The sequence below is a fragment of the Brachybacterium sp. 107 genome (assembly GCF_052379725.1).
Classification (GTDB): Bacteria; Actinomycetota; Actinomycetes; order Actinomycetales; family Dermabacteraceae; genus Brachybacterium.
Genome location: NZ_JBQSYW010000021.1, coordinates 1 through 15,106, shown reverse-complemented (window position 1 = coordinate 15,106; position 15,106 = coordinate 1). Strand labels below are relative to the sequence as shown.

Below are 15,106 nucleotides of genomic sequence, written 5' to 3'. Positions count from 1 at the left end.
CGTCGTGGTGCCCGCTGAGATCAGCCGCGGGGCTCGGTGCCGTCCTCCGGAGCGCGGAACTCCGGGGCCTTCGGCGGGAGCTCACCGTTCTCGTCGGTCAGGGGCTGCTCGGGAGCAGCCTGCTGCTCGCCCGGGACCTGCTGACCCTGCTGGCCCTGCGGGGCCTCCGGCCGCTGGCGGTACGCCTGGTCCTGCTGGTCGTTCTGCCCGAACGCTTGGTCCTGGCCCAGCTGCCCGCGCGAGGGATGGGTCTCACGGGACTGCTCGAACTGTGCCTCCTGCGCTGCCCCGCCGCGCTGGTACTCCATCGGCTCCGCACCGTACTGGCCCTCCCCATACGGGGACTGCTGGGCCGTCGGCTGCGGCGCCTCGTGCGCGCCCTGCTCGGAGGGAATGCCCTGGGAGTTCCCGTTCAGCGGCCGGGCCTGGCCACTGTCGACCGGCTCGGCCGGGGCATCCGTGCCGGCTGCCCGGCGGCCGTGCGGGACGTCGGACCCGCCCTGCGGTGCGACCGTGCCCTGGGGAGCGGTGTCGTGTCCGGGGCGCTCCCGGCCGGCAGGCTCCTGCACGACCGGCTCCTGGCCGGCCGCTCCGCGGGTGCGCTCTGCGTCGTACCCCACGGTGTCCGCCGACGCCCGACGGTCCGGCTGCTCACCGAACTCCGCGGCCCGCGCATCACGATCGTCGCCTGCTGCGCCGCCTGCTGCGCCACCGGCGACGGCTCCTCCGGCAGCCCCTGCCGCTGCGCCGGTGCCGGAGTGCGTGGACTCCTGATGCGGCCGGTCCGCCCCGCGCTCCTGGACCGGCTGACCGGACTCGCGGGAATCGCGGGAATCGCCCCGGGAGTCGAGATCCGCATCAGAGCGGTTCTGGCCACGGGCGACTCGTTCCTCGATCGTGCTCTCGTCGAGGGGTTCGCCCGAGGGCTCGGAGGGATCGCGACGGGCATCGTCGGCGGTCTCCGCAGCACGGTGGCCACCGGAGACGCCAGGGGAGTCCTGACGTCGGTCCGAGACCTCCGCGTCGCGGGCCGAACGGTCGTCCCGCAGCGGGGCGTCCTCACGCCCCGCACGGCCCTCACGCCCCGAACGGTCGTCGATCCCGGCGTGGTCGCCGCGCTGACGGTCGCGGTCCTCACCGCGGTCGCCGTCGTGCGCCGCCATGGCGGCGCCGCCGACGCCTGCACCGGCGACGCCGGCACCTGCTGCTGCGGCTCCGGTGTGGCCGTGCTCCTCGCGGGGAGCACCAGCGGCGCCCTCGCGAGCGGCTCGGTCCTCACGGACGGGCGCTTCCTCACGAACGGGCGCTCCGTCACGGACAGGCGCATCGTCACGGGCGGGCGCTCCGTCACGGACAGGTGCGTCATCACGGACGCCACGGTCAGTGCCGGCCACGGGTGTCGAACGGCCGTCTCCCACCGGGCGAGCGGCCTGCTCGCCCCGGGGAGCCTGATCGCCTGCGACGGGGGCGCCGTCGCGAGCGGTCCGATCCTCGGCGACCGGGCGAGCCGCCCGGTCGTCCCTCACGGGTGCGTTCTCGCGGCCGACGGCGTCATCCCGCCTGCGGTCGCGGTCATGGTCCTTGTCGCGATCGTGGGCGGCCATGGCGGCACCGCCGACGCCTGCACCGCCGACGCCTGCACCGGCGACGCCGGCACCTGCTGCTGCGGCTCCGGTGTGGCCGTGCTCCTCGCGGGGAGCACCAGCGGCGCCCTCGCGAGCGGCTCGATCGTCACGGACAGGTGCACCCTCTCGGACGGGTGCGCCGTCACGGGCAGGTGCGCCGTCACGGACGCCCTGGTCATGGCCGGCTGCGCGTGCTGAGCGGTCCTCGCGGACCGTGCCGTCCTTCGCGGCAGCGGATCCGGCACCGGCTGCGGTGCCGGCAGCGCCCGCACCGTCATTCGGCGTGTCGGGGTCCAGACGGTCGGCCTCGGCGCGACGCTGCTCGACGGTGCTGCGATCCTCGTCGACGGCGGAACGCTGCTTCTCCGCGTCGATGCGGCGACGCTCGGCGGCGATCTGTTCCTGCTCCGCCTCCTTCGCCTTCTTCTGAGCGTCGAGATCGGCACGGTCGGCCTCGACCTCGGTCTCCTTGGCGGCGATCTCGCGCTCCTTGACCTTCTGCTCGTCGCGGGCCGCCTGCTCTCTGAGCTCGGCGGCACGGCGGCGGTTCTCTTCCTCCTGGCGCGCGCGGCGTCGCTTGGACCCCACGACGCCCACCACGATCAGAATGATCAGGAGGAGGAGCACCAGCACGATGATTCCGATGAGTACGGGCAGTGAGACGGGGAGGTTGTTCATCGTCAGCTCCTTGCGGTCGGCTCCTTCGCCCGATCGAGCGAAGGGAATCCTGCTCTCGAGCCCGATTCCACCAGAAACCACGGCCCGATGCATAGCGTTCGGCCTGAACCCGTGCACCGGGCCGCTCGATTCGCCGCCTCCGACGCCGGTAAGGTAGAGCCGTGACCAGCTCAGCGATTCGATACGCAACCGACGGTGACCAGGCTGCCGGGGACGACGACACGCCGTCGGCGCCGGGTGCTGCCCTCGTCGAGGATTCTCGACGGGTGCTCGTGCACCTGATGCAGGGTCCGTTCCTCGACGGGCGTCGTGATCCCGCACGTTATGCCCAGCTGCTGCGCGATCGTGCAGCGATCGAGGCGCGCCTCGCGGACCTCTTCCTCGAGCTCGTCGTCGACGACGACGCGCAGGTCGCCTTCGTGCGCCAGAGCGAGTCCGATCCCGACGCCCCCAAGCTGCTGCGCCGACTCACCGGACTGAACCGCCTGGACTCGGTGTTGTTGCTGGTCCTGCGCCAGATGCTGCTCACGCAGTCCTCCCGCGGCCAGCGCACCGTGGTCTCCGAGGCGGAGGTCCAGCAGGCGCTGGCCGCATACCGCCGCACCACGTCCACCGACGAGGCGGGCTTCGCCAAGGAGGTCCGTGCCTCGATCGCCAAGATCCAGCGCGCCGGTCTCCTCGACGAGCAGGGCGACGACTACGAGGTCTCCCCGGTGCTGCGCCTGATGATCGGTCCCGATACCGCGCGGGAGTTCATCGCGCTGTATCGCCAGGCCGGCGTGGGCGGCCTGGAGGATCCGACGGACGGGGAGCAGGACGGCGACGACGAGGAAGCAGGCTCCGACGTGGTCGGATCCGCGCCCGCCGACAAGGTCTGAGCGACCCTCCACCGTCGGGGACCGACCAGGCGGTCCGGACCCACGATCTGATCGCCGGCATGAGCGATCCGATCACCGCCGGGAACAGGTATGGAGCCAGAGTTCGTCCGACATCGGGGATACCCGCTGACGAGTGCTGCCCGCGAATGAGTGATGCCCGGCCCCTCTCGGAGCCGGGCATCACTCGTCATCGCTATGCGGTGACTCTCAGCGGGTCAGTTCTCCTCGCCGCCGTCGGTGTCCTCATCGCCCTCGTCCTGCGGCGCGGAGCCGTTCGCGGTGGGGTCTCCCTGGCCTTCGGCCTGGTCGGCACTCCCGCCCTCCTCGCGCTCGGTCGGGGCGTTCTGCGCGGCGAGCGACTTACGCTCCTCGAGCACGACGTGGCGCGCTGCGCCGACGAAGGCCTCGGCATAGTTCTCGGGCGGGAACGGGCCGAGGTAGTACTCGCGGGTCGCCTTGCGCTGGTCCGCCTTGGAGTCGTGGAGCAGCAGCTCGTCGAGCGCGCCCTGCAGAGTGGTCAGCTCGCGATCGATCACGTACGCGGACCGGGCGAGCGGGAACGCCGCCTCGAACTCCTCCACGGTGGAGGTCATCGTGACCAGCCCGTAGGGCTTGCCCGAGTACAGGAAGTCCGGGACCACCGAGGAGACGTCGGAGATCATCGCGTCAGCCGCGTTGAAGCAGCCGAAGGCATCCAGCTCCTTCTCGGCGGCTGCGCCGAAGAGGTGCTCGCGGCCGCTGGACTCGGCATCTTCGCGCAGCAGCTGCTTGATCTCCCGGATGTTCGCGCTCGCCGCCGGGTTGCGGTAGCTGAAGGGGTGCGGGCGGAACACGACCGTCTGCTCCCGGGCGATCAGCTCGCGGATGATCGCGGGGCCGACGGGAAGCGAGCCGTAGTTCGTATCGGCGTAGTGCCCCTCCCAGGTCGGGGCGTAGAGCACCGTGCGGACAGGGACGTTCTCCGGGCCCTGCTGCTCGACGGTCTCGACCTGCGGGCGACCCACGATCGTGAACTTCTCCTGGGGGATGTGCACGCCGTTGTTCTCGTAGCGGTCGATCGCCGCCTGGCCGGCCACGAAGACCCGGTCGTAGAGCGCGGTGACGGGGTTGAAGCTCGAGGCCTTGTCGCTGTCACCGTGCAGCAGCTGCACGTGCGTCAGGTGCGGATACCGCACCAGGTGCACGTTCGGGGCGGAGTTGTTCACGTAGAAGGCGGCTGTCATCGTCGGCGTGATCACGTCGTCCAGCTGCCAGATGTTCGTGCGGACCACGACGGGGGCGTCGGTGAGCCGGGAGATCTCGCGGAACGCGGAGGTGCGGCGGAGGACCACGATGAACTTCTCGCCGATGCGCTCGAGATAGTCGATCCACATGCTCACCTGGTACGAGGAGCCGGAGGGGACGCCGTAGTAGAGGACGAACTTCGGGTCGTACGCCTCGACGGCCCCGTACAGATCGTTGTCGGAGTTGACCGACTCCCGGATACGACGGAAGGAATCGAGCGCCGAGTACCCGGCCACTCCCAGCGCGATGAGCGGCAGCAGGACCAGCGCTCCGGCGGGGACGTGGAGGAGGAGCAGGATGCTCGCGAGAGCGGTCAGCGTCAGATCGAGCAGCAGCACCACGTTGACGGGGATCCGCGGTCCGCGGGTGTCGGTGATCCCCGGGAGGTTCGCGACGCGGAGCTTCCGGCCCGGGGCGACGCGGGTGACGACCGGCTCCGCAAGGGGTACCAGCGCGAACAAGCTCAGCGCCACCCAGCCGACCGGACCTGCGGTCCCCATGCTCCAGGCGATCCCGAGCGGGAGCAGGCCCAGCGCGAGGCGGATCCCGTGCTCGCCCGAGAGGGCAGTGCGCGTCACGCGCTTGCGCAGGCGGCGGTACCCGCGACGGATCAGGATGAAGAACGGGTACACGGCCGGGATCGCCGCGATCGCCGGGTGCACGCCGATGGCCAGCAGCACGAGCGGGGCCAGCGCGAAGACCGTCTGCGTGAGGCGGCGGCGCAGTCCGGCCATCCGCTGCCACGGAATGGACATCCGGCGGCCGGGCGCGGCCTCGCTGCCTGGGCTGTCGTTCTGGGTCATCGCCGAGGGGCTCCTTGGTGGACATCTGATCGGGGGCTGTCGTCCCGTCGGACCGAGGCGTGCGCAGGAAGCACCCGGGTGAAGAGGCTGCTGCTGACGTCGCGGTCCGGAGGTCGACAAGGGATCACTGTACTTTGGCGACCGGCCACCTGTGCTTCACCTCCCGGCTACGAAGGCATCCCATCCGTGGGTTCTGCCCGACAACCCAGGTAGGGCCTCGTGTGTCGGAGAGTGCGTCTGCGCCGACCGACCGAGCCTTCCTGTCCACGGAGGTCACTCCTATAGTGGACGCCTGCTGTCACAGGCCGGGCCACGACGCCCACAGGATCTGGGGTGATCGCGCTCAGATCCAGGTCCCGGTCCCACCCCTGCGAGCTGATTGGAGAACTCCATGACGACTCCCACTGATGCCCCGACCCCGCTCGTGTCGGTGGTCATCCCCGTCTTCAATTCCGTGTCCTATCTGGCCGAGACGCTCGACTCGATGCTCGTGCAGGGTCTCTCGGAGACGGAGCTGGAAGTCGTCGTCGTCGATGACGGATCCGACGACGGCTCCGAGAAGATGGCAGACGACTACGCCCAGCGGTACCCGAACTTTCGAGTCATCCACCAGGCCCCATCGGGCGGTCCGGCGTCACCGTGCAACGTCGGCGCCTACGCGGCACGGGGGACGTTCTTCTTCATCCTGGGCTCCGATGACGTGCTGACCCCGAACGCCATGCGCGACCTGGCCGGGACCGCGGAGCGTGAAGGATCCGACATCGTCCTGGGACGGCTCGGTAGCATCGGCGGGCGCCGCACCCCGGGCGCGGTCTTCGCCAAGACGGTGCATGACGCGGACCTGGTGGAGAACCATGTGTTCAACACGCTCAGCGCCGTCAAGCTCTTCCGGACCGAGCTGCTGCACAGGACGGGGGCGCTGCACCCGACGAGCCTGCGCATCGGATCGGATCAGCCGTTCGTCGCCACGCTCTTCCTCGCTGCGGGGAAGGTCAGCATCTGCGCCGATCGTGACTACGTGCTGATCCGTACTCGGGAGGACGGCACCAACATCACCTCCACGCGGAGGACTCCGCGGGACTACATGGACCTTCTGGTGCTGCTCATCCCCGTCATCGTCGAGCGGACGGAGCCAGGAGCGTTCCGGGACGGTCTGCTGCGGCGCCCCTTCCGGAACACGCTCACCAAGAGCATGCGGACCGGGTTCCTGGCACTGGACGAGGCGACGCAGCAGCGCGTCGTGGACCAGCTCCGCGAGACGATCTCCCCGCTGTACAACGAGGCGACGGCCGCACATCTCGACGTCCTGACCCGTACCAAGGTGGAGCTCGCGCTCGATGGTGACGTGGAGGCCCTGCGCGAGGTCATGGCCTGGGAGACGAAGGTCGGTCGACGACGGCTCATCCAGGAGGACGAAGGATTCGTCCTTGACCTGCCCGCGGGCCTGAGACGAAGGATCGGGGATCATCGCATGCATACGGTCGACGTCACGGGGGACATCACGCTGACAGGGCTGTCCGCGGACGGCGCCCTCCTCAGGGTCGCTGCGAGGGCGATCGTGCTCGGCACGACGGAGCCCGCGTCCGCGGTCATCCTGCGCCTGGTGAACCGGCGGAGCGACGAGCGGGTCGAGGTCGGGATGGCGGAATCTCGACGGGTCGACACCGACTCCGGGGCCGGCCATGACGTGAGCATCGCCGTGGATACGGGACCGCTCGCTCACGGCGTCTGGGATGCCTACCTCGTCCAGCAGTTCGGGGGAATCGAGGTCGTGACGAGGTTCGGTGCCAAGCGCCGGAAGGGGATCTCCGCAGAGCCTCTCACCCTTGTCGAGGACGCCGGGGGCGGGGCTGCCCTGGGGAAGGTCTACTTCACCCGGGGCGCGGGGAACCTCTCCCTCGACCTCGGCTTCACCCAGACCCGCAATGACCTGCCCGAGGTTGAGGTGCGGGGTCGGATCGAGCATGCCGACGGGTCGATCCAGGTCCTGCTGTCCGTGGTGAGCGAGAAATCTCCGACCTTCAGCACTGCGGAGGGCAGCCCCGCTCGCGAGCTCTCCCATGCCGAGCTCGGTGGAGATCTGCACCTGATCGGAGTGTCCGCAGCGCAGGGCGTGGGGATGCCGAACCTGGTCGTTCGTGCAGGCGATCGGGAACGGACCGTCGTTCTGGGCGGAACGCCACGAATATCCCGGCCGGTCCCCGTAGACAGCCTCGATGGCCTGAGCTCGGAGCAGCTCCTTCGTGGCTCCCTCCGAGCTCTCCGCACCGTCGGTCGCCGAGTGATCCGTCGTGCAGCAGGAAAGGGCCGCCCCGGAAAGGCGTCGTGATCGAGCGGCCGGAGCTGCCCTCTCGAGGGGGTGATTCGAGGACCCTGGCGCGCCCGCACCGTGACCAGCAGTGACGGACGGATATGCTCTGCGGCGTGGCAGAGGTAGATCGGCGAGAGCCTGCTGCCGGCGGCTTCCTCGAACCGGCCGTCTGTGTAAGCCGTCGCCACGCCCTGCAATGCACGCACTCTCGGGAGAACGGAACCGGCAATGAATGTCGATACGGCGATGGAAGAACCGCTGGTTTCGGTCATTATTCCTGTGTACAACGTCGAGGACTTCGTGAAGTTCACGCTCGACTCGACCTTGAATCAGGGGCTGCCCGAAGGTCAGCTAGAGGTGATTTGTGTCGATGACGGTTCCACAGACAGTTCTGGCCGCATTCTCGATGATTATGCGTCCCGCTTCGACTTCTTCCGGGTGGTGCACCAGGAAAACTCCGGGGGCCCGGGTAACCCGCGGAACAACGGAATAAGCATATCGAGAGGGCGATACCTGTTTTTCCTCGACGCAGACGATGAGCTCACCGAGAATGCTCTCCGAGACCTGGTGGGGACGGCGGAAAGCGAGGGCGCGGATGTCGTGCTCGGCAAGGGCGAGGGGATCAACGGGCGCGTCGTCCCCGGCCCCGTCTTCCGAGCCACGAGGCTCGACGCCGACCTCATCGACGACAACGTCTACCGCACCCTTTCCCCGTGGAAGCTCTTCCGCAAACGCCTGATCGACGAGAACAATAACCGCTTCCTGGAGACCTTGAGCATCGGCGAGGACCAGCCTTTCGTGGCGAACGCCTACCTCAACGCTCGCAAGATATCGGTCCTCGCGGACCGGCCCTATGCGCGCCTTCGGGCACGGGGCGACGGCACGAATGTCACGGCGGCGTCGAGGTCCGTCGACGACTACCTGGATCTCGCGAAAGCCATCGTGGGCGTGATCATTGCCGAGTCCGAGCCGGGCCGAGTCCGCGACGGAATGCTCGCGCGTCCCTTGAAGCGGACCTTGGGGCCGGTGGTGGGAAAGAAATTCTTGGGTCTCGACGATGCCGGGCAGAAGGCAGCTGTGCGCGAGATATCACAGTTGATGTCGGGGTGCTATAACGATGCTGTAGCGGCTCACCTTTTAGGGCTCGAACGCCTGAAAATGGATCTGGCGGTCGCGGGGCGTGCCGAACCTCTGGCGCAAATCATCCGCTGGGAGAAGGAGAACCCCGATTCGTTCCTGACCGTCGACTCGGAAGGGATCCGTTTCGACCTTCCCGAAGGCATCCTCGAGGACATGAACGACTCGCGGGTGCGAGACGTGGACGTCGCCACCGAGCTCACACTGAAGAGCTTCGACGTCCGGGGCCAGCTCGTGACGATTGCCGGAGATGCCTCCGTCGTCGGTCTTGCGACGCACCGCCACGACGTATCGCTGCTCCTGCTGGGCAGGAAGACCGGCGCCGCTCTGACGATCCCCACGGAAAGGCCGGACGCACGAGGAGTCGACAGCGGGAGCGGCGCCTTCGTCGCGTCGTTCGACACGCTCGAGCTCGCGGACGATGTGTGGGATGTGAAGATCGTCCAGACCATCGGTGGAGTGGATCATGAGAAGCGTCTGGGATCTCAGCGATCGCGGGGTATGCAGAGCGACCACGGCTACATCTATCGTGATGGAGTTCTGCGCGGGCTCCTGTACTTGACCAAGGGTGCCGGATACCTCGCGTGCGATCTCGGACTGCAGATCGCTGCTCACCGCGCCCCCCAGGCACAGGTGGTTGGGGTGACGCTCGAGGGTTCCGATCGGGCGAGGTTCCTTGTATCTGCGCCCGGCGCAACCTCCCTCACCGTCCGCACGGACCTTCCGGCGACGGGCGCTCCCCTGACGAGCTCGACCCCGATAGCGCAGTTGAGCGAGGGCCTGTACGAAGCGACCGTCGAGTGGAGGAGCGGACCTGACGTCCGAGTGCAGATCGATGCCTCCAATGGGGTGGGCAACGCGCCCGCCGCGTGTGCGCGGGGGTTGGAGCTCCCGGTGGGGAGCGAGGGTCGCGTCATCTCCGGCTCCATCCGCGGTGCGGACCACTTCGTGCTGCGACGAGACGATCCGCCCAGGTCCCTCGTCGCAGCTGTGCGCAGGCGTGTCCGAGCAGCCCGCGCCCGCCGGGACGGCTGACGGCTGAGTGCTCAAGGCTGTGCTATTCGGCGAACTAGAACGGGAGTGGTGACGGAGACATGGCAGAACCAAGATCGGCGATCCGCCTGGTGGACCTTCGGGTCGACGGGCGCAAGGTGACACTATCCGTGTCGAGCGCGGTGATGGAGGGGCCGTACGACCCTCGGGGCTACCGTGTGATCGCGCGGAAGCGTAAGAGCACGACGATGTGCGAGCTGTCGACGGTTCACGCGGACCTCGATCTGGACGGCGGCACGGTCCTCGTCACCGCCGACCACGAGGGCTTCGAGCGGGGTGTGTGGGATCTGTACCTCGCGGTCGGGGCAGAGGAACGGATCGAGGAAGTTCGCTTCGGGCGTGAGCGCGCGAGGAACATCCCGCCTGAAGGCTTCTCGAACGCCGATGACAGGCCACTCCTCAACGACTATCTCGTGGCCTATTTCACGAAGGGTGCCGGGAACCTCTCCATCGATAGCGGGGGGATCCTGCACAAGTCCGTTCCAGTGGTCAGGTCGCTAGGCGTGGCCCCCGACGAGGACGGGCGGGCGCTGGCGGTCCTGGGATTGACCCGCGAACCCGAGGCAGAGGATGAGTACTTCTGCACGCTCGACGGGGCCCAGGAATATGCCGGGCGGCATCTCCTGCCGACGGTCCGCCTCGGAGATCGCCTCATAGGGCTGCGCCTTCCGGCGTCGGCCGAGCTCGTCGGCGCGACGATGCGGTTCACCGCGGTGGTCGACGGAGCCCGGATCTCCCTGGCGGTTGCCGGCGCCGATTTCTGGCCGGCTCGCCTCACGGGATTCGGGCTGAGTGCGGAACGAGGCGGCGGCCTCAAGATCATCGAGGCGTCGCGTGCCGCGACGGCGAAACGGGAGATCACCGGTCCGGGCTCTCGCGCCGAGGGCGGCGGGGCGCTGAGGACACTCGGGGCGACGGTGAGGTCGGTGCCGGTGGTCGGCGACGTGCTCGCGGCCGGGTATCGGAAAGTCAGGGGGCGACGCGCATGACGCGCCCGCTCCCGGTGTTCTGGTGGCGTTGGAAGTTCCCCCACCGCTTGAACTTCGGTGATGAGCTGACCCCGCCACTGGTCGAACGACTCACTGGTCGACGGGTCGAGTGGGCACCCGTCGACCGGTGCGATCTCGTCGGTGCCGGATCGGTCGTGCAGATGGTCCTCAGAAGCCAGGGGAGCAATCAACCACGGATGTGGGGCGGCGGATTCATTCGTGAGGAGACGCCCGACGAAGGCCCTGCTCGTCTTGATGTGCTCGCAGTGCGGGGCCGATCCACGCTCGCGCGGGTCGAGAACATCTCGCCGCGCCCCATCGCTCTCGGTGATCCTGGCCTGCTCGCACCTCTGCTCCTGGACGGACCCGTCAAGAAGCGGTACTCGCTGGGGGTGATTCCGCACTATCACGATGTCCATTCACCGGTCATCGGTCGAATGCGGGAACTCGGCCCTGACGTCCGCGTGATCAACGTTGCGTGGACTCCGCAGGAGGTCGCGCGAGAGATCGCGTCCTGCGACGCGGTGATCTCGTCAAGTCTCCATGGACTGATCTTCTCGGACGCTCTCGGGGTGCCGAATGCCCATGTCCGTCTGGGCGACAAGCTCAAAGGCGGACTGTACAAGTTCCACGATTACTATTCTGCGTATCCCGGCGAACATCGCTATCGGGAGTATGTCGAACCTGAGGGCGGTGCCGAATCCGTCTCCGCGGTCGTGGAAGCCGTGATGGCGGGATACAGGGATGCTCAAGGTCTTCAGAACCTGCAGGACGGACTCGTGCAAGCCCTTTCTGAGGTGTGAATGGCGAGTCATCCGGCATGGGGTGCCGACGGAGCTCGCTGCGGCTCCGCCGTCGAGATCTGCCGATGGCGGACCGTCCGCTCGCGAGGACGTGGCGCGTCCCCTCAGCGACCGCCCACCGGATTCCCGGCGGAGATACCACGTCGTGTCCATGGATGGCCGATGTCACTGGTGGCACCCTGCGGCGAGGAGCGTCTCGTTGGACTCGCCACAGGGGTGCGCGGTGACGTGGGGATGAGCACGGGATGGAGTGCCGGTGTACACCGCGTCGCTATCATGGCCGGTAGTCCGAGGCTCCTGCAGCACGGATGGACAGTACCCGGCGAGATGGGAGCAGCACTTTGACTGCTGGCGAGGCGAAGGGCGTCACCGCACCGAGGGTGCCGGCGCCGCTGGAGCGCGCCTACGACCAGGCCGAGGTCGACACTGCGGCCCGGGAGAACGGTCTCGAACAGATCGGCGTGCGCCCGCATCTGATCCCGTACATCAAGGATCTCTGGGCCCGACGCTCCTTCATCAAGGTGATGGCCGTGTCCAAGGCGCAGGCCGAGAACCAGAACACCTACCTGGGACAGCTCTGGACCCTCTTCTCCCCGATGATGAACGCCGCAGTGTACGTGGTCATCTTCGGTTTCATCCTGCAGCTGGGCCGTGCCGGCATCGAGAACACCATCGCGTTCATCGTGTGCGGCGTGTTCATGTTCCGCTTCTTCGAGCGGTCCGTCATGGCCGGCGCTCACTCGATCAACAAGAACCTCAACCTGGTGCGTTCGGTGAAGTTCCCCCGCGCCGTGCTGCCGATCGCCGGGGTGCTCACGGAGCTGACGATCCTGCTCCCGGCCGTCGTGGTCATGGCTGTCATCTCGTACGTCTCCGGTTTCCTGCCTTTTGCCGGCAAGGTCACCATCGACTGGTACTGGCTCCTCACGATCCCCGCGATCACCCTGATGTGGATCTTCTCCACCGGTTGCGCGTTCCTGGTCGCACGGTGGGTGGCCCTCGCCCCGGACCTCGACAACATCATCCCGCACATCATGCGCGTGCTCATGTACGCCTCCGGCGTCATCTTCTCGATCGACCGGTACCTGGGCCAGTTCAGCTGGGGCTGGATCGCGCAGTATCAGCCGGTGGCGGTGTACCTCTATCTGGTGCGCTCCTGCCTGCTCAACGAGCCCGCGTACCAGCCGTCGCTCACGATGTGGCTGTTCGGCATCGGGTGGGCCATCGTCTTCGCGATCGTCGGCTTCGTGGTGTTCTGGCGCGGAGAGGAGCGGTACGGACGTGACTGATATCGAGGAAGAGGACGAAGTCGATTTCGAGATCGATCCCGAGGACCTCGACAGCGCACCTGTCTTCGCGGTCCCCTCGGAACAGCTGTCGTTGCTCGTCAACGATCTGCACGTGACCTATCGCGTGTTCGGCGCGAAGAAGGTGGGCCATGGGCCGCAGCGTAAGCAAGGCTTCTTCCAGAAGCTGCTCCGGCGCGGGGCGAGCCAGCCCGTGGTCCGTGAGGTGAAGGCTGTCCGCGGCATCACCTTCTCCGCCAAGCACGGCGAGGCCATCGGCATCATCGGTGTGAACGGTTCGGGCAAGTCGACGCTGCTGCGCGCCATCGCGGGCCTCATCCCGCCTGCCTCCGGCACCGTGCACGTGGCCAGCTCCCCGGCGCTGCTGGGTGTGAATGCCGTGCTCATGAAGGACCTCACGGGCGAGCGCAACATCATGATCGGCGCGCTCGCGTTGGGCCTGACCACCAAGGAGGTCAACGAGCGCTACCAGGAGATCGTGGACTTCGCGGATCTCGGCGACTTCGTGAACCTGCCGATGAAGGCCTACTCCTCCGGTATGGGGGCGCGACTGCGCTTCGCGATCTCCGCTTCCGCCGTCCCGGACATCCTCATGATCGACGAGGCCCTGGCCACCGGCGACGCGGCGTTCCGCGCCAAGAGCAAGGCCAAGATGGACGCGGTCCGTGAACAGGCCGGCACCGTGTTCCTGGTGAGCCACTCCCTGGGGACCATCCAGAGCATGTGCAGCCGCGTGCTCTGGGTGCACGAGGGCAAGCTCGTGATGGACGGGGACCCGAAGGAGGTCTGCGGGCGCTACAAGAGGTTCGTGGCGGAGTCCAAGAAGAACGCCAAGGCGAAGCCGAAGGCCAAGGGCTGATCTCCCTCGGTGGGGTCCTTGCAGGTCCCGTCCATGTTGAGAGCGTTCATGATGACCGATAGAACAGGTCCCGCCCCTCGGCGCCAGCGCGTGGAGATCGTGGATTATCTGCGACTCCTCGCCGCAGTCTCCGTGGTGGCCTTCCACTACCTGTACAACGGGATCCATAACGGCAAGGTCGACAGCATCGACCACGAGCCTGTCACCGGGGTCGCGCAGTACGGCTATCTCGGCGTGAACTTCTTCTTCATGATCAGCGGGTACGTCATCTTCGCCTCGGCGCGGGGGAAGACGGCCAAGCAGTTCGCCGTGGGCCGCGCATTGCGCCTCTATCCCGCCTTCTGGGTCGCGCTGATCATCACCGCCGTCTTCACGCTGATCCTCGGCGGGGACACGATGACCGTGAACCTCCCGCAGTTCCTCGCGAACCTCACGATCGTCCCCAAGCTGCTCGACCAGCCCGTCGTCGACGGCGTGTACTGGACGCTGCTGTACGAGGTGCAGTTCTACTTCCTGGTGTTCCTGCTCATCCTGTTCCGCCAGGGGAAGCGGCTCGAGATCCTCATGCCGGCCTGGGCGATCCTCATGTTCTACCTGACCATGGCCGCCCCCGATATGACCAGCAGCGCCCCGTACCTCGGCGGCTACTTCATCTGGTTCGCCGGCGGCGCGATCATCGCGTCGATCGTCGAATCGGGATGGTCTGCATACAGGGTCGTGGGGCTCCTCGCCGCCTACCTCCCGATCAGCCACTTCGAGCTGACGCTCCTCAGCGGTCTCAAGACGCTGATCTTCGTGACGCTGCTCGTGACGCTCAGCCCGGCCGTGCGCCGACTACGACTTCCCGGGTCCCAGACGGCCGGCGCCCTGACCTACCCGCTGTACCTCCTGCATGCGCACATCGGCTACCTGCTCCTGGATCGGTTCGCGACCGAAGAGAACAAGTGGTTCGTGTACCCGCTGATCCTGACGTTCGTGGTCGCCCTCGCGTACGCCCTGCATCAGGTCGTCGAGAAGAATCCGACCTCTCGACGCTTCTGGGCCTGGTTGTTCGCCAACACCCTCGGACGCTTCGTCGGGCTCCTGCAGCGCCTCGTCGACCTGGTGCTGCCTGCCGAGGCGATGGCACCGCCCGATGCTTCTGAGAGGCCGGGGCGTGACGGAGGGGGTTCGGCGCCGCCCGTGCCCGCTCCGCCCTCCGAGGCCCTCACCACGGCGCGGTCAGGGGCACCCTCCGCTGCGTCCACCAGGGTGCCTGCAGGTCCCGAGGAGAGCTGACCCGCACAGCGGTCGACGCAAGCAGCCCGGCGGCCCGCTGGCCAGTCGTCGGTGCCGGTCCGCGCAGGCGGTCTCCTGCCGCGGGAGACACGAAGTGGGGG

General features: G+C 67.7%; 10 protein-coding genes. 8 read left to right on the top strand and 2 right to left on the bottom strand.

Going from position 1 to position 15,106, the window contains the following annotated elements; genetic code table 11:
- Positions 1-20: 20 nt before the first annotated feature.
- Positions 21-2,303: a hypothetical protein gene (locus tag ACT3UL_RS16745; RefSeq protein ID WP_444579511.1), complete on the bottom strand. Its 2,283-nt coding sequence runs from the start codon at positions 2,301-2,303 to the stop codon at positions 21-23.
- A 161-nt stretch (positions 2,304-2,464) separates the two neighbouring features.
- On the opposite strand from ACT3UL_RS16745, the gene ACT3UL_RS16740 reads away from it, so the two are divergent.
- A complete protein-coding gene (locus ACT3UL_RS16740; RefSeq protein ID WP_444579510.1) occupies positions 2,465-3,181 on the top strand; it encodes a DUF4194 domain-containing protein in 717 nt (238 codons plus the stop codon).
- 215 nt (positions 3,182-3,396) lie between these two features.
- On the opposite strand, the gene ACT3UL_RS16735 is transcribed toward ACT3UL_RS16740, so the two are convergent.
- Entirely contained in the window at positions 3,397-5,268 is a 1,872-nt protein-coding gene (locus ACT3UL_RS16735) for a CDP-glycerol glycerophosphotransferase family protein (RefSeq protein WP_444579509.1), read from the bottom strand.
- 391 nt (positions 5,269-5,659) lie between these two features.
- On the opposite strand from ACT3UL_RS16735, the gene ACT3UL_RS16730 reads away from it, so the two are divergent.
- From ACT3UL_RS16730 to ACT3UL_RS16700, 7 genes are all read left to right on the top strand, one after another.
- Entirely contained in the window at positions 5,660-7,597 is a 1,938-nt protein-coding gene (locus ACT3UL_RS16730) for a glycosyltransferase family 2 protein (RefSeq protein WP_444579508.1), read from the top strand.
- 210 nt (positions 7,598-7,807) lie between these two features.
- On the top strand, positions 7,808-9,751 hold the full coding sequence (locus ACT3UL_RS16725; RefSeq protein WP_444579507.1) for a glycosyltransferase family 2 protein: 1,944 nt from the start codon (positions 7,808-7,810) through the stop codon (positions 9,749-9,751).
- 128 nt (positions 9,752-9,879) lie between these two features.
- On the top strand, positions 9,880-10,758 hold the full coding sequence (locus ACT3UL_RS16720) for a hypothetical protein (protein WP_444579506.1): 879 nt from the start codon (positions 9,880-9,882) through the stop codon (positions 10,756-10,758).
- The gene (locus tag ACT3UL_RS16715) at positions 10,755-11,561 is read left to right on the top strand and encodes a polysaccharide pyruvyl transferase family protein (protein ID WP_444579505.1); all 807 of its coding nucleotides are present in this window, start codon (positions 10,755-10,757) and stop codon (positions 11,559-11,561) included. The genes ACT3UL_RS16720 and ACT3UL_RS16715 overlap by 4 nt, the downstream gene beginning before the upstream one ends.
- A gap of 341 nt (positions 11,562-11,902) precedes the next feature.
- Positions 11,903-12,850 carry an ABC transporter permease gene (locus tag ACT3UL_RS16710; RefSeq protein WP_444579504.1) on the top strand — a complete coding sequence of 316 codons (948 nt, stop codon included), beginning with the start codon at positions 11,903-11,905 and terminating at the stop codon, positions 12,848-12,850.
- A gap of 1 nt (position 12,851) precedes the next feature.
- The gene (locus ACT3UL_RS16705; RefSeq protein WP_443426537.1) at positions 12,852-13,727 is read left to right on the top strand and encodes an ABC transporter ATP-binding protein; all 876 of its coding nucleotides are present in this window, start codon (positions 12,852-12,854) and stop codon (positions 13,725-13,727) included.
- A gap of 99 nt (positions 13,728-13,826) precedes the next feature.
- Positions 13,827-15,005: an acyltransferase family protein gene (locus ACT3UL_RS16700; RefSeq protein ID WP_444579503.1), complete on the top strand. Its 1,179-nt coding sequence runs from the start codon at positions 13,827-13,829 to the stop codon at positions 15,003-15,005.
- Positions 15,006-15,106 lie beyond the last annotated feature (101 nt).

Excerpts from the sequence above, each read along its gene's own strand:
- ACT3UL_RS16745 (WP_444579511.1), bottom strand. The coding sequence starts at position 2,303 with ATGAACAACCTCCCCGTCTCACTGCCCGTACTCATCGGAATCATCGTG.
- ACT3UL_RS16735 (WP_444579509.1), bottom strand. The coding sequence starts at position 5,268 with ATGACCCAGAACGACAGCCCAGGCAGCGAGGCCGCGCCCGGCCGCCGG.
- ACT3UL_RS16730 (WP_444579508.1), top strand. The coding sequence starts at position 5,660 with ATGACGACTCCCACTGATGCCCCGACCCCGCTCGTGTCGGTGGTCATC.
- ACT3UL_RS16725 (WP_444579507.1), top strand. The coding sequence starts at position 7,808 with ATGAATGTCGATACGGCGATGGAAGAACCGCTGGTTTCGGTCATTATT.
- ACT3UL_RS16715 (WP_444579505.1), top strand. The coding sequence starts at position 10,755 with ATGACGCGCCCGCTCCCGGTGTTCTGGTGGCGTTGGAAGTTCCCCCAC.